Consider the following 24,842-nt stretch of genomic DNA (forward strand, 5'->3'; position numbering starts at 1 on the left):
CCGGTCCGTGCGGAGGCCGGCGCCGGGGCGCGTCCCTCTTCGGCCGGTCCGTGGCCTGTGGTGTCGCCTCCGCTGGTCATGGACTTGACCTTGACACCGTGACAAGGTCTTCACTGGAGCGCAGGAGGTGGTCACGATGGACGCGACCAGCACGACCCCGAACACCCGCGTGGCCCGGGCCCTGTCCGCCCGGGACACGTCGGTCCGGCTCCAGGCGGCCCTGGCGGTCGGCTCGAACCCCGACCCCGAGCTCGTGGAGACGCTCGTCGAACGCTGCGCGGTCGAGCCCGACTTCTTCGTCCGGGACATGCTGACCTGGGCCCTGATCCGTCTCCCTCCGGAGACCACCCTGCCCAGGATCCTGCGAGAGCTCGACTCCGAGCGCACCCAGGCCCGCAGCCAGGCGTTGCACCTGCTCTCCAAGATCGGCGACGGGAGCACGTGGGCCTGGATCACCCGGGACATGCTGCACGACGCCAACGACCAGGTCGCGCGGACCGCGTGGCGCGTCGCGGTCATGCTCGTGCCCGAAGACGAGAAGAGGGAGCTGGCCGGCGAACTGGTCCGGCAGCTCGGTCGCGGCGACCGCGACGTGCGGTTGAGCCTGAGCCGGGCACTCGTCGACCTCGGCGAGGTCATCGCACCCGCGTTGGCGCAGGCCGCGGAGCACGCCGACCCGGCGGTGGCCGCGCACGCCCGCGCCACCGAAGCGCTCCGGCAGGACCCGGAGGCCGGTTTCGACGCGGCCGTGGAGGAGGCGGAGCGCGTGAACACGCTCGGCCCGGAACGCGCCGCTGCCGCCGCCAGGGCGGCGGCAGCGGTGGACACCGAGCCGTCGGAGTCGGGTGGGGCGTCGGAGACGAACAGGGCGGCTGGGTCATCGGAGGCTGACAGGCCGTCGGAGCCGGTCGGAGCAACAGGGGCCTCGGAGGACACCGGAGCCGCGCGTTGCTGATCGGCGAGGTCGCCCGTCTCTCTGGAGTAAGCAGCCGGATGCTCCGGCACTACGACTCCCTGGGTCTGGTGCGTCCCACGGGGCGCACCGCCGGCGGCTACCGCGAGTACTCCGCCGAGGACGTCCGCAGGATCTTCCACGTGGAGAGCCTGCGGTCCCTCGGGCTCTCGCTCAAGGAGATCGGGCGCGCCCTGGCGGATCCGGCCTTCACACCGGCCGCCCTGGTCGGCGACCTCATCAGGAGGACGCAGGACCGCCTGGCCAAGGAACAGGAGTTGCTCGAGCGGCTCCGCGCGATCGACGCCTCCACGCCCACCGGCTGGCAGGACGTCCTGCGCATCGTCGAACTCATGCGGGAACTCGACTCGCCCAGCGCCGCGCGCAGGCAGCAGGCCGTCCTGGCCGACGACGCGTCGGCCTCCCCCGAACTGCTCGCCGGGGCGGTCCTGCACGAGACCGATCCCCATGTCGCGGGTGCCCTGCGCTGGGCGCTCGCCCGTTCGGGCGGCGGCGTGGCCGAGCTGGCGGCGGGTGCACGCTCGGAGGACGCCGACACCCGGCGGCGCGCTGTGCTGGCGATCGCCGGGATGCCGGACGCCCCGGGGGCGGTCGAGGTGCTCACCGACGCCCTCCGGGACACGGACACGACGGTGCGCGGGCACGCCGCGCTGGCCCTGGGCCGACGGGGCGTGGCCGCGGCGGTCCCCACGCTCGTCGGCATGGTGGTCGTGGGCGCCAACGACGTGGAGGCCGCGGAGGTTCTGGGACTGCTGTCGCAGGACCCCGAACGCGCGGGCCGGATCACGACCGCACTGGCCGACGAGCTCGCCGCGCCCACCGCGGACGCCGCGACGCGGATCCGCCTCACCCAGGCGCTGGTCGAGCTCGCGGGAACCACCGGGTTGGAGATCCTGCGCCGACTGGCACACGACGACGACCACGCCGTCGCCCGCGTGGCCTCGGCTCTGGTCGGTGTGCTCGAAGCACGGTCCCCCGACCCCTGAGCCGAGTCCGGACGTCGAGGCCGCCGCCCCGCGCGTGAGCCGGGGCGGTGACCGTCGCGATCCGGTCAGGTGATGGTCGCGGTCCAGGCGGCCGCCCAGGTCCGGGCACCGATGAGGCCGTCGACGCCCAGCTGCTTCTCCCGCTGGAAGGCTCTGGTGACCGCCTCGGTCTGATCGCCGTACAGGCCGTCGGGCGTGATGACCCAGCCCCGGTCGCGCATCCTCCGCTGCCACCGGCGCAGGTCCTCACGGTGCGAGTAGTAGCCGCTGACCTGCCAGTCCGGCCCGCTTCTGGGGCCGAAGGCATGGCCGCTCGGCAGCGGGAACGGCGGCGCCTCGGTCCCAGGCCCGGGCGGCCGGGGCGGATCGGGAGCCGGTGCGGGCCGCTCGTCCTCGTCGGGGGCGTCGTCGCCCCACTTCGCCGCCTTGCGGAACGTGCCGTCCCGCACCATGTCGTAGGCCTTCTGACCGGGGCAGGAGGTCGACACGAAGTCGCGGTGCCCCTTGACCGTGCCGGCGATCGACGACTGCGGCTCCATGAGCCAGGCCCGCAGCTGACGGACCGCGTTGACCTGCGCGGCGGTGATCGGGTCCTTCGGGCCGGTCGCCAGTGAGCACGAGTAGTAGGTCGAGTTCCCGCCCGGCTGCGCGGCCTGGGTGCGGAACAGGCCGCGCCCCTCCATCACGTATCCATGTGCACAGCACATGAAGGAGTTTCCTGTGAAGTACACCGTCCCCTCCCGGCGGGCCAGCCAGGTGCCGTTCGGTGTCGTAGGGCACCAGATGTGGCCGGCGTAGGACTCACGAGAGACCCGGAAGACCGACTTCCGCGCGGCCGCCGCTCGGGGAGAGAAGTGGGTCTTCCGGCGCAGCTCTACTTTCCACATGTCGTACTTCGTGGACGCGTTGGGCGGACGACGACGCAGTGATGTCGCGTGTCCGGCCAGCGTCACCGCGAACTGGAACGCCTCCGCGGCCTCCCTGCTCTTCTGACTGAGTGCCTGCGCGTTGACCGTTCGGTTGTTGTGACCGTCGGCCATGAGAGAGACGGCGATGAACAGCTCGAGTTGGGCTCTGGTCAGGGAACGCATGAATGCGTACGTGGGAACGCGATCGGGTGCCTGTTCGAGCATCAGGCGGCCTGCGTCCACGGACAGGTGGAACTCGGTCAGCTGCCGATTCCGGGCCTCCTTCCACCGGGGGAGACCGTCCGACTGGCTGCCCGATCGGGGGAAGGATTCGCATGGCGGTCCGATGAGGACGTGCAGCGCGCTCCTGATCCGGGCCACGTGCTTCGGGTTCTTGGCGTGCGACTGGTAGATGGCCGCGGCAGTACTGGGGAGGCGGCTACGGCTCTGTGGCCTGATGTGCCCTTCGGTCCAGAACCACGCCACCAGTTCGACGAGGGCATCCGACCATTTGGGCTCGGTCGGCAGGTCGTCGCATGGAGCGGAGAGGGGGATGCGGTCCCAGTACGTGAGGCTTCCAGTCGTCGCCCACACACGCTCATGCCCTTGCTGCGTGCGCGGGGACCGTCCTGTGGCGGCCCACCTGCCGTCGGCTGACTTCTGACGCTGGGTTCCGGTCCGGCGGAAGTAGCGTTCAACTGGCCACCGGTGCTGAGCGGTGGTCAGGGAGGAGTGTTCCCGGCCCTCCATGCGGACGAGTTCGCGCGACTTCGCCGGAAACACGTTCACGGCCTCGATCGGCTGCCACTGCGACATGCCGGTCTCGTGGTCCAGAGTAAGGACGACGACGCCCTTCTCGATCTGACGGAAGTTCTTCCACCCGTCCTCGGTGAGGATCTCGGTGGCTTCGTCCACGCAGTACCCGATATCGGCCCAGCCCCTGCTCGGCCCGGTGTGGAAGGCACGCGTGCGCTTCCAGTAGGAGACGCACGCCGAGTGCGGCTTGTCGGCGAGCCCCTGGTCGGTGCTGTCGTAGTGGATGACCAGCCCGGAGCGGGGGTTGGCCGACGAAGCGGGCGAATGCGGTGACCATCCGAAGTCGCTTCGCCACTGAAGCTTGTCCGGTTCGGGCATGGCGCCTCCAGGGGCGGAAGAGGAGGAAGGGGGAACTGTGAGAGAGCCGTCACGTTTCGTAATGAATAATACCCAGGGGAAGGCCTCTATCACTGCGGGTGAGTAAAAGCTGTGGACACGCCGATGGCCGGCGGTGCGAAGACGCCTCTGACCAGGCCCGAGTCAACCGTGCGTGCGTGGACCGCGTCCTATAGGTCCATCCCCCATGATGAGGAGCCGTCCCCCATGCGCGTCGCCCTGCCCCTGATGACCGCCGCCGGGTTGCTCGCCGCCACGGCGTGCTCGAGCCAGGCCTACGACCAGGACGCCCACCGCCAGGCCCTGGAGGATCACGGTGTTTCGGTTCCCGAGGACATGAACGGCGTCACCGCGGCGGTGGAGGCCGCGTGCGAGTCCGACGACCCGTCCCTGGTCGTGTTCGACTTCCTCAACGAGGGCGGCAGCCCCGATGCGCTACGGATCGGGATCGAGCACATGTGCCCGGAACGCGTCGAGGAGTTCGAAGACGCCCTGACGTGACCGGCGGATTCTGACGCCGGGCCCCATCGCGCGTCCCGATTCGGGGGCCCGTCAAGTTCCCGCGCGACCGCGACGAGGTACGGACCCTCCGTGGCGAGCCGGACGGACTCGAGTTCGTCCGGTCCTGTGGTGTGCCCACGGGGAAGGTGGTGCCGGTGGTCGAACGCGGCCATGACCGGCGTCTATGGGTCGGGTTCGCCGTCGGTGAGCGACGTGAGCCGATGCTCCCGGAACGCACGTCTGTGGACGACGTACTTGTAGGTGCCCAAGACCAGGCAGATCAGCCAGGTGATGAGTACGTCCCACGCCATGAAGACGAAGGAGCCACCCACGTCCGGCTCCACCACGATGCAGATGGCGGCGCACACCACGACGACGCCGCTGATCAACACGAACCATGGGCGAGGTGGCTTGGGCTGCATGCGGTGGGGGACGTCCGCTCTGTGGTCGTGGTGGCGGGGGCGGGCTGATGTACGGCAGGGCCTGGTCTACGAGTAGAAGTGGTCCCAGTAGCCGTCCAGGCTCACGTTGAAGCTCTCCGGGTGGTTCTGGCTCAGGTGTTCGAAGCGTTCGCCCAGGGTCACGATGGTCTCGTGGATGGTCATGGGGCCGAACTGCTCCCGGATCGCCTGTGCCGCTTGGATGCGGCGGCCGTCGAAGAGCAGTTCGTCGACACGGTCCCACTCCTGTGGCACGGTCACTTCCTGAGGTTCGGTCGGCACGGTGGCCTCTCTCGGGCGGGTCGTCGGTCCACTCACTCCGGACACCACTACAGCAACCGTCTGGGGCGGGCACCACGGTCCCGGCCCCGCACGGGTCCTGGCGCGACCGATCCACAATGGCGCGTGTCGTGCCTCCGGCTCGACCAAGATGCACCGCCTACGCCGCATCCGGCGAGGACGTGGGGCTCTCCTCCTGGTCGTTGCGGCGGATCAGCCAGTAACTCACCGAGGACAGCACCAATATGGTCCCCGCGAAAAGCATGTATGGCCAGATCGGCTCACCCATGAGAGGACTGGCGATCACCAGAAGCCCCAGGGCACCCAGGAACATCGTTCCATGAGCCGCCCTCATCGTCAGGAGCAGGCGGGGACTGCGATCCGTCACGAGTGCTCCTGCCGGGTGGCCGTGGGGGCGGGCTGATGTCGGCGCCTGTCGGTAAGTCGACACGAGGCGAACAGGTGGTGCAACCCCCTGGATCGCGAGGTCGCCGCCGACCGGGGAGTGCGCGTTCGCCCCGGTGCCCCTTCGGCGCACGGACCTCACCACCACCGAGGTCTTCGACGTTCCGACGGAGCCCTGAACGGGCCTCCCCGAAAGACGGCACACAAGAAGCCGCCCGAGCTGCTTTCGCGGTTCGGGCGGCTTCTCCACTGTCTCAAGGTGGTGCACTCGGGAGGACTCGGACCCCTGACCTCCTGATCCGTAGTAATCCCATCACCCATGAATAAGCCAGGTCAACGGTGTCACATCGGCCCTGCAGGGCCACCCCTCGCCGCGTATGCGCCACGCCGCCGCAATCCGTCAGCGAGGCGGATTCCGAGGCCTCTGCTCACGTCAAGCCCTCCACGGCGTGGAGACCGGTTCGAGTCCCATGACCGACGTCGGAGTGCGAGCGGGGGTTGGCCTTGCGCCGTCCGTCCCGGGCTGGGACGGACGAGTCGCTCAAGGCGAAGGCGTGGCCCGGTGGGGTGGCTCGTCCAGGGGGTGCACGGCGACGGCGATCTTGCCGCGTGGGCGTCTGTGGCCCTCGCCGGAAGAGCCGCCCTCCAAGAGCGCGTGCGCCTGTGCGATGTCGGCCAGCGGTAGCACAGCGCCGATCATCGGCCGGAGTTCGCCCTGGTCGACCATCCGGCCAAGGGCCTCAAGCTTCGCTCTGCCGGGGCTGACGAAGAGGAAGTGGTAGGTCGCGTTCACGCCCCACGCGGCGAGCAGGTTCTGGGGTTCGGGGGTGTCCACGATGGACACCACACGGCCCCGGTCGGCGAGGATCTCCGGGCTACGGGCGAGGGTGTCCCCACCCACCGTGTCCAGCACGACGTCCACCCCGCCCAGGGCGCGGACCTGCGGCACGTAGTCGCCGGCCGAGAAGTCGATCGCGACGTCGGCTCCCAGGCCGGTGACGTACTCGTGATCCCTTGCCCGTGCGGTGGTCACCACCACGGCTCCCAGCGCTTTGGCGAGCTGAATGGCGGCCGAGCCGACCCCGCCCGCTCCGCCGTGCACCAAGACCCGCTCGCCGACCTGCACCCCGGTGCGGTCGACCAGCGCCTCCCACACCGTCACGCCCACGAGCGCGAGACCAGCGGCCTCGACGTGCGACAACCGTGCAGGCTTGCGGGCGACCAGGGTCTGGTCGACCACGTGGAACTCGGCGTAGGTTCCCTGTCCGGCGAAGATCGGCGCCAGGTACCAGACCTCGTCACCCGGCTGGAAGTCGTCCGCCCCGGGGCCGGTCTCCACCACCACGCCGGACACGTCGTTGCCGATCACCGCGGGCAGCGCCACCTGGTCTCGGTAGTCGCCGCGCCGGGTCTGGAGGTCGAGGGGGTTCACGGACGTGGCCAGCACGCGCACCAGGACCTGGCCGGGTCCGGGAGTGGGCCTTGGCAGCTCTTGGGCGGCGAACGCGGTGTCCGCGTCACCGAAGCGGACGAGTTCCATCACACGCATCGAAGTAGACACGCGCCGATCTTAGATCGCCATATCCCGAATAGTCAATATGACTCAGATCGCCATATCCCGAATCGTCAATGAGCTGCGTTACGATCACCACATGTTCTCGGAGACGGAGTTGCTGGCTGTGTTCCGGGCCCTGTCCAACCCGGCCCGCCGCCAGATGCTGGTGTGGCTCAAGGAGCCGATGAGCTTCCCCGGCCAGGAGTCCGGCGACGTCGAGATCGGCGTCTGCGTGACCGACATTCAACGGCGTGCAGGTCTGGGGCAGTCGACCACCTCGCAGTATCTCGCCATGCTGCGGCGGGCAGGGCTGGTCGTCGCCACTCGGCGGGGTAAGTGGACCTACTACCGCCGCGACGAGGCGAACATCGCCCGCCTTCTGGAGACCTTGGGCGACGTGTTCTAGATCCCAACGCGGCTCCGGGTAGGCCGCCGTTGCAGCGCAGGGGCCCGACGGTGGGCCCGTACCCCGGTGGATTGCGGGTCAGGTGGTGGTCGAGGAGCGGCCGCCGAGATGGCGGGCGAGGAAACGTTCGAGTACGCCGTACAACTCGATGTCGCTGTCGGTGTCGATGAACCAGTGCCCCTCGTTCTCGTTCAGCAGGTACTCGACTTCGGTGCCGCGGGCACGCAGAGCCTCGAAGACCCGGTCGGCGTGGCGGCGCGTCACCCGGACGTCGTTGGCTCCGTGGATCAGCAGAACCGGCGCGGTGATGTCGTCGACGCGGCTGATCGGTGAGCGGGCCAGCATGTCGGCCTTCTGCTCGGGGATCTCGGGGTCACCGAAGTAGCGCAGGTAGTTGTTCACGAGGCTGCGGCGCCCCCGCGGGGAACGGACACTTCGGCGCGGTCGAGGATCCGGGCGATCCGGATCCTCGACCGCCGGGGTTCGCCGCCGTGGTCATGGGGGCTCATTTCGATGAAGTGTCAACGAACTCTGTAGACTGCGCCCATGAATGAGGAACCACGCTGGCTCAGCCCTGACGAACAGAGGGCCTGGGAGAACTTCATCCGTATGCAGGAAGCACTCATCGGAAGGCTGTCCCGCCTGGTCCGCTCCGACTCCGGACTGTCCGCCGCGGACTACATGGTGCTCGTCCGGCTCACCGAGGCGAAGGACGGCAAGATGCGCTTCCTGGAACTGGCCAAACTCGCCGAGTGGGAGAAGAGCCGCATGTCCCACCAGATCTCGCGGATGGTGAAGCGCGGGCTCGTGTCCAAGGAGGAATGTCCCGACGACGCGCGCGGAGCGTTCGTCGTCGCCACTCCGCTCGGCTACGAGGCGATCCAGGAGGCTGCGCCCGTGCACGTCGAGCACGTCCGCCGTCTGTTCGTCGAGGCCATGACGCCGAACCAGCTCAACACGTTCGCCCGGCTCTCTCAACGCGTCCTGGACCATATGGAGAAGCAGTCGGACTGATTCGGCGGCACGGCCTTCGCGCGGACGCGCGTCAACCTTCCCCGACGGTCAGCGGTGTTCGGGGTTGGCGTTGTCGGGACTGCAGCCGGCGTCCCAGGCCGCGCGCTGGTTGCCGTAGGCCGGGAAGCCGCCGGCGCGTCGGAGCATCGAGGCCGTGTGCATCAGGTTGTGGGTCATGAAGCTGATGTTGCGGTTGGCGAAGTCGTTCTCCGGGCCGCCGGAGCCCTCGTCCAGGTAGGACGGGCCAGGGCCGACCTCACCGATCCAACCCGCGTCGGCCTGGGGCGGGATCGTGAAACCGATGTGCTGCAGGCTGAAGAGGATGCTCATCGCGCAGTGCTTGAGGCCGTCCTCGTTACCGGTGAGCAGGGTGCCGCCCACGCGCCCGTAGTAGGCGTACTGCCCCTGTTCGTTGAGCACGCCGGAGTAGCCGTAGAGCCGCTCGATCACCCGACGGGTCACCGAACTGTTGTCGCCCAGCCAGATCGGCCCGCCGATGACGAGGATGTCAGCGGCCAGGACCCGCTCCAGCAGCGCGGGCCACTCGTCGCTCTCCCACCCGTGCTCGGTCATGTCCGGGCGGACTCCGGTGGCGATGTCGTGGTCGACGGCGCGGAACTGGTCCACGCTGACCCCGTTCGCCTCCATGATCGCCGCGCTTCGGTCGATCACCCCTTGGGTGTGGCTGAGCTGCGGGGACCGGTTGAGGGTGCAGTTGATGTAGAGCGCGCGCAGCCCGCTGAAGTCGGGCTTCTCGCTCACGGGTACGGCCATGGGATGTCCTTTCGGAGGTCCGGCCGCGTCGACCGGTAACTCAGTGTAATCGTCCCCTCGGCTCGCCGATCGGCGCCGAAGGGAGGGCGAAACGGTGGCGGGCCAACGGTGTGGTGAGGGCCCGGTCTGCGGTCTTCAACCGGCCTTGAGGGTCGCCTCGATGGCGCAGTAACCGCCGGCCGGGGCCACGACGGTCCTGTCGACGACGAACCCGGCAGCGCCCAGAAGAGCCGTGTACTCGGACTCGGTACGTTCCTGCCCGCCCGCCATCGTCAACATGATCAGATCGCTCAGCTTGCTCGGGTGCGGCTCGTCGCCCAGGGGCAGCAGCGACTCGATCACGACCAGCCGGGCGCCCGGTCGGGCCGCCTCGGTGATGCGCGCCAGGAGCCGGGCGCAGTCCTCATCGGGCCAGTCGTGCAGGACCGCGGAAAGCAGGTAGACGTCGGCCGAGGGCACCCCGGCGAAGAAGTCGCCGCCGACCGCACTCACCCGGTCGGCCAGTCCGGCCGCGCTCATCCGGGCGGTGGCGGCGGGAACGACCCCGGGCAGGTCCATGACGACGCCGCGCCGCCGGGGCTCGTCGGCGAGGAGGGCCGCGAGCACCGAACCGTCGGCGCCGCCGATGTCCGCGACGACCTCGCCTTCCGGCAGCCGGTAGCCGGACAGCAGGGCCTGACGCGGTCCCTCGTTCAGCTCGGCCATCGCGGAGGTCAGGCTGGGCAGGTGTTCGGGGTGTTCGCGCAGGTAGGGGACGAACTCCTGGTCGTGGCGCAGTGCGAACCCGGTGTCGCCGGTCCGCAGTGTGCCGAGGAGCTCCCCGAACGCTTCGTAGTGGGTCTCCATCCACAGCAGCGCGGTTCCGCGCAGGGATCCGGGGGTTCCCTCGGCCAGGGTGGCGCCCAGGTCGGTGACGGCGAAGCGGCCGCCCTCCTGGTGGGTCACCACACCGACACCGCTGAGGGTGTGCAGGACCCGGCGCAGCGGGTCTTCCAGCACGCCGGTCTCCTCCGCCAACTCGGCCGGTGTGCGCGGTCCCGCGAGCAGCTTCGCCGCGAGATCGAGCTTGGCGACCGCGTAGAGGGCCTGGGAGACGGCGAACCCCGACAGCATCCCCGCCATCCGGGCGGAGAGCGCGCCGGAGGGCTGCTCGTTCGAGGGGGCCGATGCCGCTTCTGGGGCCATGGTGAATCTCGTTTCACTGGGTTCGGTCCGCACGCTCGGCAGCGGGGCGCGGCTGTCGGCCAGAATTGAGGTTAGGCTGCGTGCATTGAATTCGTCAAGTGTGTAGAAGTTAGAATCCGGACGTGTCTTCCGAGCCCAGGGCCTACCGCTCCCCCCGCCGTGAACGCGACGCCGCCCGCACCCGGGAGGAGATCCTCCACGCGGCGCGGGGGCTGTTCGTCAGCCGCGGGTACCTGCGGGTGACCATGGCCGATATCGCTCGTGAGGCCGGAACCGCGGTCAAGACGGTGTACGCCAGTGCCGGAACCAAGGCCGAACTCCTGCGCGAGCTGCTCAGGCTGGACGTGGCCGAATCCGCGGCCTCCGCGACCATCGAGGAACTCCGTTCCGCTCCCGACCTGGCCGCGGCCGCCGCCTGCCTCGCCCGGGGAACCCGTTCCGACCACGAACGCTTCGGCGACTCGATCGACCTGCTGTACGCCTCGCTGGGCGACGAGGGCGCCGACCGGATCTGGGGGCAGGTCGTGGGGAGCTACCGCGGCGCGCTGCGCGAAGCCGCGACCGTCCTCATCGCGAAGGGGTTCGTGTCCGAGCGCCTGGACGTCGAGGAGGTCTCGGACCGCCTCTGGTTCTGCTTCGGGATCGCCGCCTGGCGCACCCTGCTCAAGGACTGCGGCTGGGACTACGGACGGGCCGAGTCCTGGCTCGGCGCCCAGGCGGTCGCGGCCCTCGGCGGGCCGGGCTCCGGCTGACATCGTCTGTCGGATCGCCCTCCCCTCATGGTCGCTCTGTGGCCGGACCGTCGGTACTCCGGCGGTGATGCGCATGATTAAACCTCATTGGTTGACTAATCATCAAGTCTCGGTACTGCTCAGGAGTGCAAAAAGCTGCCCTGACGTGGAGTTTTGGCGCTGCGAAGGTCGGGGTTCGGTCGGCCAATTCTTGGCACATGGGTTGATGAGTCAACTACATCTTGCTAGCGTGGCGTTCAGGTCGAACCAAGCAGGACCGGCCCAGGCCGGTCGAAGGCGGGCACCGCGGTGACGGGGGCAGGCATGAGCGACGGATCCGGAAAGAAGACGTACGAGGGGCGTTCGATCGCGGTCACCTTCGAGGCGGGGCGCTGCCGGCACGCCGCCGAGTGCGTCCGCGGTCTGCCCGAGGTGTTCGACATCGAGCAGCGTCCGTGGATCCAGCCGGACAACGCCACCGCCGATCGCACGGCCGAGGTGGTGCGGCGCTGTCCTTCGGGTGCGCTGGAGTACCGCCGCGTCGGATGAGACGGCGGCATGCAAGCAAGTGGGCGAGGACCATGGGCACAGGTACACGACTCGCGGCCGACACCTCGATGGGCGACGTCACGCTGAACGTCGCGGACCTCGGAACGACCGTCTACCACCGCGACGGGGTCGGCCTGAGCGTGCTGGAGCAGAGCGGGCCGAAGGTGACCCTCGGCCGCTCCGGCCGGTCGTCGTTCTCGTGCGGACACCGGAGCTGCGGCACGCCTCACCGGGTGAGGCGGGGCTGTTCCACACCGCCATCCTCACCGAGGCCGCCCTGGCCGCGGCGGTCTACTCCGTCGCCCGCATACGCCCGGGATGGTTCACCGGATCCAGCGACCACCTGGTCAGCAAGGCCTTCTACTTCGACGACCGAGGGCAACGGGGTCGAACGGTCGGAACACCTCTCTGACGTGACTTTTCAACTCAACCGCCGGTTTCTCCGGCAGTGAGAGGCAGGAAATCCATGACCGCGCAATCGGTCGGCAAGAGCTACCAGTTCGACCTGGGGCCGTTGAAGGTGAAATCCACCTTCGAGTCGCCGTCGCAGGGCAGCTTCGTCGTCGAGGAGGGCGGGGCGGCACGTCAGGCCATGCCGACCCGAAGCGCGGTTCCGCTTGACCTGATGTCGGGAACAGGGTTTCCCATGGGCCGCGGCGCCCAGTGAAAACACGGCTTCGGTGCGAACACGCCCTGTCGCCGCACCATCCGAAAGCTGAGAGAAGGCAGATCATGGGTTACGTCACTGTCGGAAACGAGAACAGCTCCCCGGTCGAGATCTACTACGAGGACCAGGGCGAGGGCCAGCCCGTCGTGCTCATCCACGGGTACCCGCTGAACGGGCACAGCTGGGAGCGCCAGACGCGGGAGCTGCTCGCGGCCGGATACCGCGTCATCACCTACGACCGCCGCGGGTTCGGCAGGTCGTCCAAGGTCGGCTCCGGGTACGACTACGACACCTTCGCCGCCGACCTGGACACCGTGCTCACCACCCTCGACCTGCGCGACGTGGTCCTGGTCGGGTTCTCGATGGGTACCGGCGAGCTCGCCCGCTACGTGTCCCGGTACGGCCACGAGCGGGTCGCCAAGCTCGCCTTCCTCGCCTCGCTGGAGCCCTTCCTGGTCGCCCGGGACGACAACCCCGAAGGTGTTCCGCAGGACGTCTTCGACGGTATCGAGGCCGCGGCCAAGGAGGACCGCTACGCCTGGTACACGCAGTTCTTCGCCGACTTCTACAACCTCGACGACACCCTGGGCACCAGGATCAGCCAGGAGGCGGTCACCAACAGCTGGAACGTGGCGGCCTCCAGCGCCCCGGTGGCGGCCTACGCGGTCGTCTCCTCCTGGATCGAGGACTTCCGCGCCGACGTCGAGGCGGTCCGTGCCAGCGGCAAGCCCGCCCTGATCCTGCACGGCACCGCGGACAACATCCTGCCCATCGACGCCACCGCTCGCCGGTTCCACAAGCTCCTGCCCCAGGCGCGGTACGTGGAGGTCGACAACGCCCCGCACGGGCTGCTGTGGACGCACGCCGAAGAGGTCAACACCGCCCTCCTGGACTTCCTCCGCTAGCGGTCAGCCGGTTGCCGAGGACCACTGGCCGTCCCGGCGCACCCGGATCCGTGCGGTCCGGCGCAGACCCTCTCGCCGGACTGCACGGCACGGATCCCGTACGCACGGACGACTCGTCCGATCCGCGCGAACCGCTGCCAACGGCCGCTGAACGGCCGCTTCCCCACCCCCACCGACGGCTTAGTACCGCGTACCTGCGCGGCACCGGTCGGCAGGGGCCCCACGTCGGTCGGAAGGAATCCCATGAGTGCCACGGTGAGCCCTCAACAACGAGCAGCCGGTCCCCGTCGCCCCCGAGCGCGGATGAGCGGAGTCCTGACGCTGATCTTCGCGCTCTCCGGAGGTGTCGTCGTCGGCAACCTCTACTGGGCGCAGCCACTCCTTGACGGCATCGGCGCGGGCCTGAGCGTGCCGCCGAGCTTCGCGGGTCTGATCATCACCGGGGTCCAGGTCGGCTACGCGCTCGGAGCCCTCCTGATCGTTCCGCTCGGGGACACGCTCCAGCGCCACCGGCTGATCCCCGCGGTCATGGCCGTGTCGGTCCTGGCCCTCCTCGCCACCGCCGCGGCCCCCTCGTACGCCGTCTTGGTCCTCGCGATGCTCGTCGTCGGGCTGAGCAGTGTGACCGGTCAGCTCCTGACCCCGTTGGCGGCTGACCTCGCCCGTCCGGAAAACCGCGGACGCACCATCGGGACGGTCGCCTCCGGTCTGCTGTTCGGCATCCTCATCGCCCGGGTCGTGAGCGGGTTCGTCGCCGACCTGGCCGGCTGGCGATCGGTCTTCGTGTTCGCCGCGGTGCTGAACCTGGTCTTCGCACTGCTGCTCGCACGGTCGATCCCCCGGATGCCCGCGACCACGAGCGCCGGTTACGGGGCGCTGCTCCGTTCCGTGTTCGCCGCCGTGCGGGAGTCCGCGGGGCTGCGCGTCCTCATGCTGCTCGGGGCGTGCGTCATGGCTGTGTTCACGATGTTCTGGACCGGCCTGACGTTCCTGCTCTCCTCGGCGCCGTACGGATTCTCCGTCACCCAGATCGGGCTGGTCAGCCTGCTCGGAGTGGCCGGAGCCGTCGCCGCGCAGAACGTCGGCCGACTGTCCGATCGCGGCTGGGCGCTCCCGGCGATCGGTGCCGGGCTCGCGCTGACCCTGCTGTCGATGGTCGCCGCCGCTCTCGCCGGCGGCAGTCTCGCCGTCGTCTTCGCCGCTGCGGCCGTCTCGTCGGTGGGGATCCAGTCGGTGCTCGTCCTCGTGCAGACGAGCGTGATGGCCATCGACCCGAAGGCCCGCAGCCGGCTCAATACCGCGCTCATCGTCGGCAACTTCATCGGGGGAGCCGTCGGCTCCACCCTCACAGCGATCCTCTGGGATGCCGTGGGATGGCCGCTGACCAGCGGCGCGGCCGGAGCCGTCGCACTCCTCGGCCTGATCGTCTGGGCCGCATGGAAGCGTCGCGTTCCGGTGGGGGCGCACTGACGCCCACCGGCCCGGGGCGGTGGTGGACCCCACCGGAAAAATAGTTGACTTATCACTCAAATTCAGTGAGTGTACGTCTGCATCCGAAGACGTCAGAAGGAGAAGGCATGTCTGTTGAAGTGAGTGACGCGCCCGAGGCGAAGCGCTACGAGGCCCGAGTCGACGGAGCGACCGGCGTGGCCGGCCTGGCACAGTACATCCGCACGGACGAACTCATCGCGTTCGTGCACACCGAGGTGTCGCCGGAGTACGAGGGCCGGGGGGTCGGGTCGGCACTGGTGCGCACGGCTCTGGACGAGGCCCGCTCCGCTGGCCTGGGGGTCCTCCCGACCTGCCCCTTCTTCTCGGGCTGGATGTCCCGCCACCCGGAGTACCAGGACCTGCTCTACCGGTCCCGCAGCAATGTCAGCGACTGAACGGAGACGGCCTTGGTGACGACGGTGCCCGCAACCGGCGGCTCGTCCCCGGGCTGAACGACGGATGGCGGTTCTTGTTCCGCAACCGGCTGGTCCTCGGCTCGACCCCGGGGGGTCATCGCGGTGTCGAGCGTTCTGCAGACCACCCTCATGCCCGCCCACGTCACCGAGCAGGGTCTTGCCGTGGCCAGGGCCGTTGATCGCGGTCCTGACCGGGGTAGCGGCACGGAAAGAGAGAGATGGGAACCGAGGAGCTGAAGCCACGCCCGGCCGGTGTCCTGCGCGCGCTCCGGGCCCTGCGGCGCTGGCTGCCGCTTCCCGCCCTCGCGGTGGTCGCAGGTGTGCTCCTGTGGCTCAACCAGAGCCCGTGGTGGGGGTGGGCGCTGATCGCCGTGCTGCTCGCGGCCCCGGTCGCGACGGCCCGCTGGTGGCTGCGTGGCCACTGGTTGCTGCGCACCGGGGCGTGGCTGCTCGCGGGCGTACTCGTGAGCGCCACGGCGATGGCCGCCTACCCGGCACCGCAGAACCGTCTCGCGGGAGGTCAGGACCGTACCCCGACCGAACTCGTCGAGACGTGGGAGGGGCCGGTCCGAGGGGTCCTCAACGACCCGGGCACGGTCGAGGTCTTCGCGGGCATCCCCTACGCCCAACCGCCGGAGGGAGAACTGCGCTGGCGGGCGCCCCGGCCTCCACTGCCGCGTACCGAGGTGTTCGAAGCCGACCGCTTCTCCGACGTTCCCGTCCAGAGCGAGTCCGCCTTCACCACGCGGGCGCTCGCGCAGGTCATCGACGTCCCGCTGGAGGGCACCCTCCTCAACCCGTATCCGGTCAGCGAGGACAGCCTCACCCTCAACATCTGGCGGGCGACCGAGCGCGGCGCGGAGCCGCTGCCCGTCCTCGTCTACATCCCCGGCGGGGGTTTCATGACCGGCTCCGGCGCGCTGCCGCTCTACGACGGCGCCGCTCTGGCCTCCCGGGGCGAGGTGATCACCGTGACCCTCAACTACCGGCTGGGCGTCCTGGGCTTCCTCGCCCATCCCGACCTCGCCGACGAATCCGGGGGCGAGGCCTCGGGCAACTACGGTATCCAGGACCAGATCGCCGCCCTGGAATGGATCCGCGACAACATCGCGGCCTTCGGTGGCGACCCAGACGAGGTGACCGTGGCCGGAGAGTCGGCCGGCGGCGAGAGCGTCTGCCTCCTGGGCGCGACCCCTCTGGCCGAGGACCTCGTGGATCGCGTCATCGGGGGTAGCGGAGCCTGCATGGGTACCACCGGAGACACCGAGGACGGCGCCCAGTTCGACACCCGCGAGACGGCCACGGACGCCGGACTCCGCCTGAGCGAGGAACTGGGCGGTGCCACTCTGGAGGAGATGCGGGCGATGCCCCTGAACCGGATCCTGGACGCCGCGGAACCGCTGGTCGGCCACTGGCGGCCCTTCATCGACGGCCACGTGCTCCCCACCACACCCGCGGAAGTCTACGCCTCAGGCGACCAACTGGACGTGCCGCTCCTGGTAGGCAGCAACGCGGACGAGGCCTCCCTGGGTTTGGCCCTGCCACCCGACACCGCCGTCGACGAGTACCGTGCGTCGGTCCAAGAGGAGCACGGAGAGGACGCGGAACGGTTCCTGGAGCTCTACCCCGGAGAGACCGAGGAGCAGGTCCTCGACTCGCTCCTGCAGGCCCAGACGGACAAGGTCATGACCCGGGCGATGCACCGCTGGGCCCGGCTGCAGACACAGTCCGGCGCGTCGGACGCCTTCCTCTACTTCTTCTCCCACGTTCCACCGGAGGAGGGGCTGGAGAAGTACGGCTCCTACCACGGAGCGGAGGTGCCCTACGCCTTCGACAACCTCGGCGCCGACAGCGACGCCGCCTACACCGAGACCGACTACCGGCTCCGCGACCAGATGAGCGCCTACTGGGTCAACTTCGCGCGCACCGGCGACCCCAATGGGCCCGGCCTGCCCGCTTGGCCCACGGTGGCTCAGGAGCCCGAGCAGGTCATGGAGTTCGACGGCGGCAGTGCGGTGGCGCCCCGCCCGCGTCCGGAGTCAGTCGACTTCTGGATGGAGTTCGACGGCCCGGTCCCCTGATGAGGGGTCACCGCCGTACGTGCGCCCCGCCGGTGTCGGGGCGCACGTACGGCCCGACCGCGATCCGCTCAGGGGTCTGGAGCGACGCGAGGAACTCGTCCGTCCTCCGGACCTCGTCGCGGTCGTAGGTGCTGACGTTCGCGAGGACCTCCGAGGCACCGGTGCGCTCGACGAGCTCGGTGAGCGAGGCCTCCACCTGCTCCGGGGTACCGAAGAGCGCGCCGGCCACCCAGTCGTCCACCGCCTTCAGCTTTCTCTCCCGGGTGGTGCCGTCGAGCAGCCGGCGTACTTCCCCGACCGGGCGCTGCGCGCGGAACTCGCCGACGTCCCGCGATTCGGCGTAGGCCCAGGCGTCGGGCAGCAGAAGCTCGCGGGCCCGCTCCTCGGTGTCCGCGACGGAGACGTCCACGTTCAGCACCAGATAAGGCTCTGACGCGGTCGCGTTCGGGCGGAAGTCGCGGAAGTACGCGGCCAGGCGCGGCTCGTCGCGCACGGTCGGCCCGCCGACCACCGCAGGGAGGCCGAGCTCCGCGGCCAGGGCCAGGCCGCCCCGGACGGCCAGCAGGAAAACCGGTGGAGGCCCGACGTCGGGTCTGGCGGTGATCTCGGCCCGACCTTCCAGATACTCCCGAACCCGCTCGACCTCGATCGGATAGTCGTCCCCGTGCAGCGCGGTCCGCCCGAGCGCGCGCCGGATCGGAGCGGTGAAGCCCAGGGAGCCGCCCAGCCCCAGGTCGATCCTGCCCGGGTAGAGTGCCTCCAGCAGCAACGCCTGCTCGGCGATCACCAGCGGGTTGTGGTTGGGCACCATGACCCCACCGGTGCCCAGGCGGACACGGCGCGTGCGGGCGCCGATCGCCGCGAGCAGCACGGTGGGGGCGGCGCCGGCGATACCCGGGACCGCGTGGTGCTCGGCGGTCCAGAACCGGTGGAAGCCCAGTTCGTCCGCGCGTACCGCCCGCTCGACGGTCGTCGCGATGGACTCCGCGTCGGAATCGCCCTCGCGGGTCCGTGAGCGGTCGAGCAGGGAGACACGCATCAGTTCCAGACCCCGTTCGTGCGGTGCGGCTGTCCTACCGCCGTGGCGGGCCGTCCGTGCCGCGGACCGCCACGACAGTAGGAACCACTGAGCTCTCCTGCCTACTCCCGCCTGTCCCGCCTGCTCCTACCCGATCACCGGATGTCCGCTGGCGATCGAGATGCGGTTGAACGCGTTGATCAGGGTGGTCGTCCACTCCACCGCGGAGATCTGGGCGGTGGTCAGGTGGGCGGCCGCACGGGCGTTGACGGCCTGCCGGTCGAGGGCCGGGTCGATCACGGTCAGGGACTCCGCCAGTTCGAGCGCGGCCCGCTGCCGATCCGTGAACAGCTTCGTCTCGCGCCACGCGGGCAGCACGTCCAGGGTGCTCTGCTCCACCCCGGCCCTGCGGGCCTTGGGGAAGTGGATGCTCAGGCAGGTCGAGCAACCGTTGATCTGGGACACCCGGATGTTGACCATCTCGATGAGGTCGTCGCCCAGACCGGCCTCGTGCGACGCGGCCCGGGAGGCCGTGGCCGCCTTGAGCATCGCCCCGTAGACCTTGGGGTGTTCCTTGTCGATGAAGGGGCGTTCGGCGTTCACGCGTCACCCGCGTTCTCGACCGTCTCCTTGACCAGCGCGAGGTCGGCCGGTCGCGGCCGACGGAACCGTCCGCCCCCAGCCTCGTACTCGTCGCCGTGCTCCTTCAGGTGCCTGGCGAACAGCGGGCACACGGGCACGACGGTGAGGTTCCTGCGAATGCTGTCGGCCAGTGCCTCGCGGACGAGCAGCCCGGCCAGGCCCCGGCCGCCGAACTCCTCGGCGACCTCGGTGTGGAAGAAGACGCGCTCGTCGGCTGCCTGCGGCGGGTCGACGAAGTCCGCGCGTCCGGCGAGGGCCTCACCGTCCACGCTCACGGTGTAGGCGCTGATGGCGCGGTCCTGGTCGAGTGCGATGGACACGGGCGCACCCGTCTTGTCCGTTCGTTGTTCGGTCATGTCGGACACCTCTTCTTGCTTGTCTGCGGGCACGGTGTTCGGCCCGGTCTCTCTGGTGGGCGCGCTGGACGCGGCTGCCCCCGGTTCCTGGTGGAGGTCGTGTGCGCGGTGCCGGTCAGCCGTTGAACTGTGCGTGCGGCGGCGGGTTCTTCCTGGGGCGCATCCGCACCGGCGGCAGCTCCGGGGCCGGAATCCTCGACATCCCCTCGCGGTTGCGGCCGGGGCCGCCGTGCCCCACGTAGCCCTCCACCTCCCCGAACCGCTCGCCGCGGCTCTGCCATTCCTCCCGGTAGCGCGTGATCTCCTCCGTCGTACGGCCCAGGAAGTTCCACCACATGAGGACCTCCTCGCCGAAGGGGGTTCCACCCAGGAGCACGAGCCTCGCCTGTTGGTCGCCCTCGTTGGCCACCCGCAGGGTCTGTGCGCCCACCCCGGTGTAGCCCACGGCGTCCTTGGGTACGCGCACGCCTTCGAGCCTGACCTGATCGCCGGTGTCCACCAGCAGGCCGTGCTCGAACCCGGGGTCGACCGGCAGGGCGAGGACCCCGCCGGGGTTCAGCCTGAGCTCGGCCCCCACCAGCGGCGTGTACATGCGCACCGGCGACCGCGAACCGAGCAGTGAGCCGAGGAACACGAGTGCCGTGCCCGCATCGAACTCGACCGGCTCGGGCGCGTAGTGCTCGAACCCGCGTTCCGGGCTGTGCCGGACCTCGTCGGGCAGGGCGACCCAGAGCTGCACGCCGTGGATCCGGACCGCCTCCGGGGTGGAGGTCTCGGAGTGGCAGATACCCGATCCCGCCGTCATCAGGTTCATCTGGCCGGGCAGGATGGTGCCCGCGTTCCCGCCGGAGTCGTTGTGCTCGATGACGCCGTCGAACAGCCAGCTGACCGTCTGCAGCCCCGTGTGCGGGTGCGGGGCCACGTCCATTCCGCCGGTGTCCGCCACCTCGTGCGGGCCGAAGTGGTCGACGAAGCACCACGCGCCGATCAGCGAGCGCTGCCGCTGCGGCAGGGTGCGGCGCACGTTGATCGCGCGCGGCCCTCCCAGGGGCACCTCGCGGGCGGTGATGATCTCGACCGGAGCGCCGCCCTCGCACGCGGCCAAGGGGCCGGGGAGGCCGCCCTCGCTACATAGGAAGGCGTCAGGGTGGATCTCTGTATTGGTCATTGCGGTGCTCTTCCTGGTGCACGGACACGGACACGGATACGGGCGCGGACGTGGACGTGGATACGGGCGCGACCCGGCGGGCCGGCACGGATCGGAACGGGTGTCCGTCCCGCGGGTTCGACGTCGCGCCTCAGCCCGTCACCGCCGCCGAGGCGTCCCCGGCGGCGCGGGCGGCGAGCAGCGAGGCGTGGGTGGGGGCGTCGGGCACGCCGGTCGGCCGGTTTCTGGCGAATTCCCTCCTCAGCTCCGGCAGGACCTCCTCACCGAGGATGTCGAGCTGCTCCAGCACGGTTTTCAGGGGGACCCCGGCACCATCGACGTTGAACAGCTGGCGTTGGTAGTCGCCGAAGTTCTCGCGGAAGGTGAGGGTCTTGTCGATGACCTGCTGGGGACTGCCGACGGTCAGCGGGGTCTCCTCCATGTACTGCTCCAACGACGGCCCGCCGCCCATCAGGGGGGAGTGGTCGAAGTAGGGCCGGAACTCCTCGACGGCGTCCTGGGACCTGGCACGCATGAAGATGTGACCACCGACACCGACAATGGCCTGCTCCGGGGTGCCGTGGCCGTAGTGGGCGAAACGCCTGCGGTAGAGGTTGATCAGTTTCTGGAAGTGCCGTTTGGGCCAGAAGATGTTGTTGGCGAAGAAGCCGTCTCCGTAGTAGGCCGCCTGCTCGGCGATCTCCGGGGAGCGGATCGAGCCGTGCCAGACGAACGGGGGGACGCCGTCGAGCGGGCGGGGGGTGGAGGTGAAGCCCTGCAGCGGTGTGCGGAACTTGCCCTCCCAGTCGACCACGTCCTCCCGCCAGAGTTTGCGCAGGAGGGCGTAGTTCTCCAGCGCCAGCGGGATGCCCTGCCGGATGTCCTGGCCGAACCAGGGGTAGACCGGGCCGGTGTTGCCGCGGCCCATCATCAGGTCCACGCGCCCGTCGGCCAGGTGCTGGAGCATCGCGTAGTCCTCCGCGATCTTCACCGGGTCGTTGGTGGTGATCAGCGTGGTGGACGTGGACAGGATGATCCGCTCGGTACGCGCCGCGATGTAGCCGAGCATGGTGGTCGGGGACGAGGGCACGAACGGCCGGTTGTGGTGCTCGCCGGTGGCGAACACGTCCAGCCCGATCTCCTCGGCCTTGCCGGCGATGGCGACCATCGCCTTGATCCGCTCGTGCTCGGTCGGCGTCCGACCGGTGGCGGGGTCCTGTGTCATGTCACCGACGGTGAAGATCCCGAACTGCATCGCACCCACCTCCCTGTGGTTGCTGCTTCGACTGGTGTGGTGAACGAGGCGCCGGGCCTGGTCGCTCCTGTCCCGACATCGTCACCGTGCGGTGGATCAGCCAACTGTATGCTTCGGATTTTATTGACCCATCAACCATATTGTGCTTGCTTGCCGATCGTGGCCGCCGGTTGCCGCCAGTGGACCCCCGGTCAGTTTCCGTCGCTCCCCGTGGTCGCGGGTGTTCCGTGCCAGCGCAGGGGGTCGTCCTCCAGTGCCGGGCGGTCCCAGTGGCCGAGGTTCGCGGCGGCCTCGTAGGTGCTGTGCAGGAACTCGGCCACGGCGCGGTCGGGGTCGGGCGCGGTGCGGGCGGCCTCGTAGGGGAAGAGGAACTGCTGGAACTCGGTGCTGTAGAACGCGCCCTCGGGGCCGGGCGACTGTTCCGCGAAGCCGTCGGGTGCGGGGTAGGCGTAGGAGTAGAAGGCGCCTTCCTCGCCACCGCCGGGCCAGAAGCCGCAGCTGGAGAGTTCTCGGGAGTAGCCCTCGACCATGACCCAGTCGCCGCAGTTGGGCACTCCGCCCGGGTGTTCGGGGGCCGGTCGTCCGGAGAAGCGGGTGCAGGCCAGGTCCATCCCGCCCCAGAAGAAGTGCACCGGGCTGACCTTGCCGACGAAGTGCGAGCGGAACTCGCCGACCACCCGGTTGGCCTGCAGGAGCTGGCGCCAGAACAGGGTGACCGCCTCGGCGTCATAGGAGGCGTGTTCGTGGTCCTGCGCGAAGGGGATGGCCGGGTCGACCTCGTTGGGGACCGGTCGGATCGGCGCCTTGATCCCGAGCCGGTCGAGCAGGTCCATCACCTGGGAGTAGAACGCCGCGACCGTCATGGGCCGCAGGGGGAAGCCGCGTGTGCCGGTGTCGCTGCTGCGGACCTCGAGCCGGTGGTCGAGGAGGTCGAACTCGATCTCGAAGGCCCCCGAGCGGTAGGGGACGGTCGAGGTGGTCAGTCCGCGCGGGCTGACGTACAGGGGCACTTGCCACCAGTGGTTGACCAGCGGGGCGTGGGCCATGCGGATCTTGCCCACGATCTGGGTCCACATGTGCAGGGTCTCACGGGTGTCCGTCCAGTCCGAGACCCGCAGGCTCGGCCAGTTCGTGGTCGATGAGTCGGTCATCTGGTTCTCGCTTCCTTCGCGGTGTCATCCGGGAGCGCGGGGTCGTGTCCTGCCGATGGGGCCCTGTGCCCGCGGTGCCCCCGGTTCGGCGCGGGCCCGGAAGTAATTGATGCGTAGTCCAGATAGTAGATGATGAGTCAACTTCATGGCGAGGTCCGCGCTTGGTCCGGGAGTCTGGGATGTGTGCCCGCATTTGTTGACGCGTCATCTAAAAATGCTAATGTGGATGATGTGTCATCTACTTGGTCGGCCACCCGCCGTCCGAGCCCCCAGAACACGAAACCCCCGAGAGGTACCGCCATGAGCACCAAGGCAAAGAACGGACTCGACGCCCTGCTGACGCCGGAGGAGAGCGTCCTCCTCCTGATCGACCACCAGCCGTTCCAGGTCGCCAACCTGCACAGCCATGAGCCGTCCGTCGTTCTCAACAACGCGGTCGGCCTGGCCAAGGCCGCCAAGCTGTTCGACGTCCCGACCATCCTGACCACCGTGCTCGCGGAGCGCGGCGGTCACCTCATCCAGGGGATCCAGGACGTGTTCCCGGAGCAGAAGCCGATCGACCGGACGCTCATCAATACCTGGGAGGACGAGCGGGTCGTCGAAGCCGTCAGGGCGACCGGCCGCAGGAAGGTGATCATGGCCGGACTCTGGACGGAGATCTGTGTGGCCATGCCGGCGATCCAGGCGGCCGGTGAGGACTACGACGTCTACGCCGTCACCGACGCGTCGGGGGGTGTGTCGGTGGAAGCCCACGAGATGGCCGTGCGGCGCATGATCGACGCCGACGTGACGCCGCTCAACTGGTTGGCCGTGGTCGCCGAGTGGCAGCGCGACTGGGCTCGTGAGGAGACCGCATCGGGCCAAGCCGAGATCCTGATGCAGCACGGCGGTGCCAGCGGCGTCGCCTTCGCCTGGGAGATGCAGTTGCTGGCCACCCAGCTCTGAGCCCATCGCTCTGATGGCTCGGCCTGGTGTCGACCGGGCGCAGCTCGCCCTGTTCGCCGACTGCGCCGGCCATCGATCCCTGGACCCACAGGTCCACCAGTGGCTGCTTGACTCCGTGTCCCCGCGCTGGTCGTGTGGGGGAAGAACGACGAGATCTTCGACATCGCCGGCGCCACGGTGTTCCGCCGCGACGCACCGGATGGGCGTATCGAGCGCCTTGACGGTGGTCACTTCCTCTTCAAGTCCCGCCTGGACGAGGTCGTGCGGATCATCGGGGACTGGCGCGCTGCCGTCTGAACCAGCCTGTGACAGGGAACGAGAAGGAGCCGGCATGTCCGTCGAGCCATCGCATCGTCAGGCCTACGGGTGGCAGCGTGCGGAGAACGCGCTGATCGCCGTCGGCATCGTCCTCGCGGTGATCGCGTGGGGGCAGCCGTGGTGGCTGCTGCTGGTCGCGTTCCTGGCCTTCGACCTCTCCGCGTTGGGTTACCTGGCGGGCCAACGGGTGGGGGCGTGGTGTTACAACCTGGTGCACAACTACGCCGCCCCCGCGGCCCTGGTCACGGGCTGGGCCGGCCTGCAGCTCGGTGATATCAACGCCGATGGGCTGGTGCTGCTCGCGGCCTGCTGGGGGTTCCATGTCGCCGTCGACCGCGCTCTGGGGTACGGGCTGAAACTCGGCCCGTTCACCCACACCCACCTCGGCGTCATCGGCAAGGATCGGCGCGCGAACCCCGATCGGGGAGCTCACCACCCCCTGCGGTGAAGGTGCGTCTGACTTTGCATCAGTTGCACCTGGACACGAGGCGAACAGCCGGCGTGACCCCCTGGATCGTAAGGTCGCCGCCGACCGGGGAGTGCGCGTTCGCCCCGGTGCCCCTTCAGCGCACGGACCTCACCACCGGTTTCA

Annotated in this window: 30 protein-coding genes; 16 read left to right on the top strand and 14 right to left on the bottom strand. The window is 69.4% G+C overall.

Annotation, left to right across the window (positions count from 1 at the left end; genetic code table 11):
- Positions 1 to 136: 136 nt before the first annotated feature.
- Both DFP74_RS11990 and DFP74_RS11995 read left to right on the top strand, forming a co-directional pair.
- Positions 137 to 955 carry a HEAT repeat domain-containing protein gene (locus tag DFP74_RS11990; RefSeq protein ID WP_233570930.1) on the top strand — a complete coding sequence of 273 codons (819 nt, stop codon included), beginning with the start codon at positions 137 to 139 and terminating at the stop codon, positions 953 to 955.
- On the top strand, positions 949 to 1,959 hold the full coding sequence (locus DFP74_RS11995) for a MerR family transcriptional regulator (RefSeq protein WP_121181768.1): 1,011 nt from the start codon (positions 949 to 951) through the stop codon (positions 1,957 to 1,959). The genes DFP74_RS11990 and DFP74_RS11995 overlap by 7 nt, the downstream gene beginning before the upstream one ends.
- 65 nt (positions 1,960 to 2,024) lie before the next feature.
- Here the strand turns inward: DFP74_RS11995 and DFP74_RS12000 are convergent, their stop codons facing one another.
- Entirely contained in the window at positions 2,025 to 4,001 is a 1,977-nt protein-coding gene (locus tag DFP74_RS12000) for a peptidoglycan-binding protein (protein ID WP_121181769.1), read from the bottom strand.
- A 225-nt stretch (positions 4,002 to 4,226) separates the two neighbouring features.
- Here DFP74_RS12000 and DFP74_RS12005 point away from each other — a divergent pair, with 225 nt between their 5' ends.
- A complete protein-coding gene (locus DFP74_RS12005) occupies positions 4,227 to 4,520 on the top strand; it encodes a hypothetical protein (protein ID WP_121181770.1) in 294 nt (97 codons plus the stop codon).
- A gap of 182 nt (positions 4,521 to 4,702) precedes the next feature.
- On the opposite strand, the gene DFP74_RS12010 is transcribed toward DFP74_RS12005, so the two are convergent.
- The 4 genes from DFP74_RS12010 to DFP74_RS12025 all read right to left on the bottom strand — a co-directional run bounded on the left by DFP74_RS12010 (position 4,703) and on the right by DFP74_RS12025 (position 7,205).
- Positions 4,703 to 4,912: a hypothetical protein gene (locus tag DFP74_RS12010; RefSeq protein WP_199725618.1), complete on the bottom strand. Its 210-nt coding sequence runs from the start codon at positions 4,910 to 4,912 to the stop codon at positions 4,703 to 4,705.
- 96 nt (positions 4,913 to 5,008) lie between these two features.
- Positions 5,009 to 5,242, bottom strand: coding sequence for a hypothetical protein (locus tag DFP74_RS12015; protein ID WP_121181772.1), 234 nt, complete (start codon positions 5,240 to 5,242; stop codon positions 5,009 to 5,011).
- Between the two features lie 157 nt (positions 5,243 to 5,399).
- Positions 5,400 to 5,627, bottom strand: a complete 228-nt coding sequence (locus tag DFP74_RS12020) for a hypothetical protein (RefSeq protein WP_121181773.1) — start codon at positions 5,625 to 5,627, stop codon at positions 5,400 to 5,402.
- Between the two features lie 558 nt (positions 5,628 to 6,185).
- Positions 6,186 to 7,205, bottom strand: a complete 1,020-nt coding sequence (locus tag DFP74_RS12025; RefSeq protein ID WP_121181774.1) for a zinc-binding dehydrogenase — start codon at positions 7,203 to 7,205, stop codon at positions 6,186 to 6,188.
- Positions 7,206 to 7,242: 37 nt separating this feature from the next.
- Between DFP74_RS12025 and DFP74_RS12030 the strand changes: the two genes are divergently transcribed.
- On the top strand, positions 7,243 to 7,605 hold the full coding sequence (locus DFP74_RS12030) for a helix-turn-helix transcriptional regulator (protein ID WP_233570931.1): 363 nt from the start codon (positions 7,243 to 7,245) through the stop codon (positions 7,603 to 7,605).
- 78 nt (positions 7,606 to 7,683) lie between these two features.
- Here DFP74_RS12030 and DFP74_RS12035 read toward each other — a convergent pair whose 3' ends face one another.
- On the bottom strand, positions 7,684 to 8,007 hold the full coding sequence (locus tag DFP74_RS12035) for a S9 family peptidase (RefSeq protein WP_233570932.1): 324 nt from the start codon (positions 8,005 to 8,007) through the stop codon (positions 7,684 to 7,686).
- Between the two features lie 144 nt (positions 8,008 to 8,151).
- Between DFP74_RS12035 and DFP74_RS12040 the strand changes: the two genes are divergently transcribed.
- The gene (locus DFP74_RS12040) at positions 8,152 to 8,619 is read left to right on the top strand and encodes a MarR family winged helix-turn-helix transcriptional regulator (RefSeq protein ID WP_121181775.1); all 468 of its coding nucleotides are present in this window, start codon (positions 8,152 to 8,154) and stop codon (positions 8,617 to 8,619) included.
- Positions 8,620 to 8,667: 48 nt separating this feature from the next.
- On the opposite strand, the gene DFP74_RS12045 is transcribed toward DFP74_RS12040, so the two are convergent.
- Positions 8,668 to 9,393 carry a flavodoxin family protein gene (locus DFP74_RS12045; RefSeq protein WP_121181776.1) on the bottom strand — a complete coding sequence of 242 codons (726 nt, stop codon included), beginning with the start codon at positions 9,391 to 9,393 and terminating at the stop codon, positions 8,668 to 8,670.
- A 135-nt stretch (positions 9,394 to 9,528) separates the two neighbouring features.
- On the bottom strand, positions 9,529 to 10,578 hold the full coding sequence (locus DFP74_RS12050; protein WP_147453859.1) for a methyltransferase: 1,050 nt from the start codon (positions 10,576 to 10,578) through the stop codon (positions 9,529 to 9,531).
- A gap of 122 nt (positions 10,579 to 10,700) precedes the next feature.
- On the opposite strand from DFP74_RS12050, the gene DFP74_RS12055 reads away from it, so the two are divergent.
- From DFP74_RS12055 to DFP74_RS12090, 8 genes are all read left to right on the top strand, one after another.
- On the top strand, positions 10,701 to 11,330 hold the full coding sequence (locus DFP74_RS12055) for a TetR/AcrR family transcriptional regulator (RefSeq protein ID WP_121181778.1): 630 nt from the start codon (positions 10,701 to 10,703) through the stop codon (positions 11,328 to 11,330).
- Between the two features lie 303 nt (positions 11,331 to 11,633).
- On the top strand, positions 11,634 to 11,858 hold the full coding sequence (locus DFP74_RS12060) for a (4Fe-4S)-binding protein (protein WP_121181779.1): 225 nt from the start codon (positions 11,634 to 11,636) through the stop codon (positions 11,856 to 11,858).
- A 199-nt stretch (positions 11,859 to 12,057) separates the two neighbouring features.
- Positions 12,058 to 12,270, top strand: coding sequence for a hypothetical protein (locus DFP74_RS12065; RefSeq protein ID WP_121181780.1), 213 nt, complete (start codon positions 12,058 to 12,060; stop codon positions 12,268 to 12,270).
- Between the two features lie 54 nt (positions 12,271 to 12,324).
- On the top strand, positions 12,325 to 12,525 hold the full coding sequence (locus tag DFP74_RS12070) for a hypothetical protein (protein ID WP_121181781.1): 201 nt from the start codon (positions 12,325 to 12,327) through the stop codon (positions 12,523 to 12,525).
- Between the two features lie 65 nt (positions 12,526 to 12,590).
- A complete protein-coding gene (locus DFP74_RS12075) occupies positions 12,591 to 13,430 on the top strand; it encodes an alpha/beta fold hydrolase (protein WP_121181782.1) in 840 nt (279 codons plus the stop codon).
- A 303-nt stretch (positions 13,431 to 13,733) separates the two neighbouring features.
- Positions 13,734 to 14,900, top strand: a complete 1,167-nt coding sequence (locus DFP74_RS12080) for an MFS transporter (protein ID WP_199725620.1) — start codon at positions 13,734 to 13,736, stop codon at positions 14,898 to 14,900.
- Between the two features lie 107 nt (positions 14,901 to 15,007).
- Positions 15,008 to 15,316: a GNAT family N-acetyltransferase gene (locus DFP74_RS12085; protein ID WP_121181784.1), complete on the top strand. Its 309-nt coding sequence runs from the start codon at positions 15,008 to 15,010 to the stop codon at positions 15,314 to 15,316.
- A 239-nt stretch (positions 15,317 to 15,555) separates the two neighbouring features.
- Positions 15,556 to 17,418, top strand: coding sequence for a carboxylesterase family protein (locus DFP74_RS12090; RefSeq protein WP_121181785.1), 1,863 nt, complete (start codon positions 15,556 to 15,558; stop codon positions 17,416 to 17,418).
- Between the two features lie 7 nt (positions 17,419 to 17,425).
- On the opposite strand, the gene DFP74_RS12095 is transcribed toward DFP74_RS12090, so the two are convergent.
- The 6 genes from DFP74_RS12095 to DFP74_RS12120 form a co-directional block, all read right to left on the bottom strand.
- Positions 17,426 to 18,457: an MsnO8 family LLM class oxidoreductase gene (locus tag DFP74_RS12095; protein WP_121181786.1), complete on the bottom strand. Its 1,032-nt coding sequence runs from the start codon at positions 18,455 to 18,457 to the stop codon at positions 17,426 to 17,428.
- Between the two features lie 126 nt (positions 18,458 to 18,583).
- Positions 18,584 to 19,039, bottom strand: coding sequence for a carboxymuconolactone decarboxylase family protein (locus DFP74_RS12100; RefSeq protein ID WP_121181787.1), 456 nt, complete (start codon positions 19,037 to 19,039; stop codon positions 18,584 to 18,586).
- Positions 19,036 to 19,434 carry a GNAT family N-acetyltransferase gene (locus DFP74_RS12105; protein ID WP_121181788.1) on the bottom strand — a complete coding sequence of 133 codons (399 nt, stop codon included), beginning with the start codon at positions 19,432 to 19,434 and terminating at the stop codon, positions 19,036 to 19,038. Before DFP74_RS12105 ends, DFP74_RS12100 begins: the two co-directional genes overlap by 4 nt.
- Before the next feature lie 115 nt (positions 19,435 to 19,549).
- Positions 19,550 to 20,602 (bottom strand): pirin family protein, encoded by a 1,053-nt coding sequence (locus DFP74_RS12110; RefSeq protein ID WP_121181789.1) that lies wholly within the window; start codon positions 20,600 to 20,602, stop codon positions 19,550 to 19,552.
- A gap of 130 nt (positions 20,603 to 20,732) precedes the next feature.
- The gene (locus DFP74_RS12115; protein ID WP_121181790.1) at positions 20,733 to 21,836 is read right to left on the bottom strand and encodes an LLM class flavin-dependent oxidoreductase; all 1,104 of its coding nucleotides are present in this window, start codon (positions 21,834 to 21,836) and stop codon (positions 20,733 to 20,735) included.
- 191 nt (positions 21,837 to 22,027) lie between these two features.
- Positions 22,028 to 22,987, bottom strand: a complete 960-nt coding sequence (locus tag DFP74_RS12120; RefSeq protein ID WP_121181791.1) for a DUF5996 family protein — start codon at positions 22,985 to 22,987, stop codon at positions 22,028 to 22,030.
- Positions 22,988 to 23,287: 300 nt separating this feature from the next.
- On the opposite strand from DFP74_RS12120, the gene DFP74_RS12125 reads away from it, so the two are divergent.
- The 3 genes from DFP74_RS12125 to DFP74_RS12130 all read left to right on the top strand — a co-directional run bounded on the left by DFP74_RS12125 (position 23,288) and on the right by DFP74_RS12130 (position 24,698).
- The gene (locus tag DFP74_RS12125) at positions 23,288 to 23,932 is read left to right on the top strand and encodes a hydrolase (RefSeq protein ID WP_121181792.1); all 645 of its coding nucleotides are present in this window, start codon (positions 23,288 to 23,290) and stop codon (positions 23,930 to 23,932) included.
- A gap of 132 nt (positions 23,933 to 24,064) precedes the next feature.
- A complete protein-coding gene (locus tag DFP74_RS33515; protein WP_158612995.1) occupies positions 24,065 to 24,229 on the top strand; it encodes an alpha/beta fold hydrolase in 165 nt (54 codons plus the stop codon).
- Positions 24,230 to 24,263: 34 nt separating this feature from the next.
- The gene (locus DFP74_RS12130; protein WP_121181793.1) at positions 24,264 to 24,698 is read left to right on the top strand and encodes a DUF4260 domain-containing protein; all 435 of its coding nucleotides are present in this window, start codon (positions 24,264 to 24,266) and stop codon (positions 24,696 to 24,698) included.
- Positions 24,699 to 24,842 lie beyond the last annotated feature (144 nt).

This window comes from Nocardiopsis sp. Huas11, assembly GCF_003634495.1.
GTDB lineage: Bacteria > Actinomycetota > Actinomycetes > Streptosporangiales > Streptosporangiaceae > Nocardiopsis.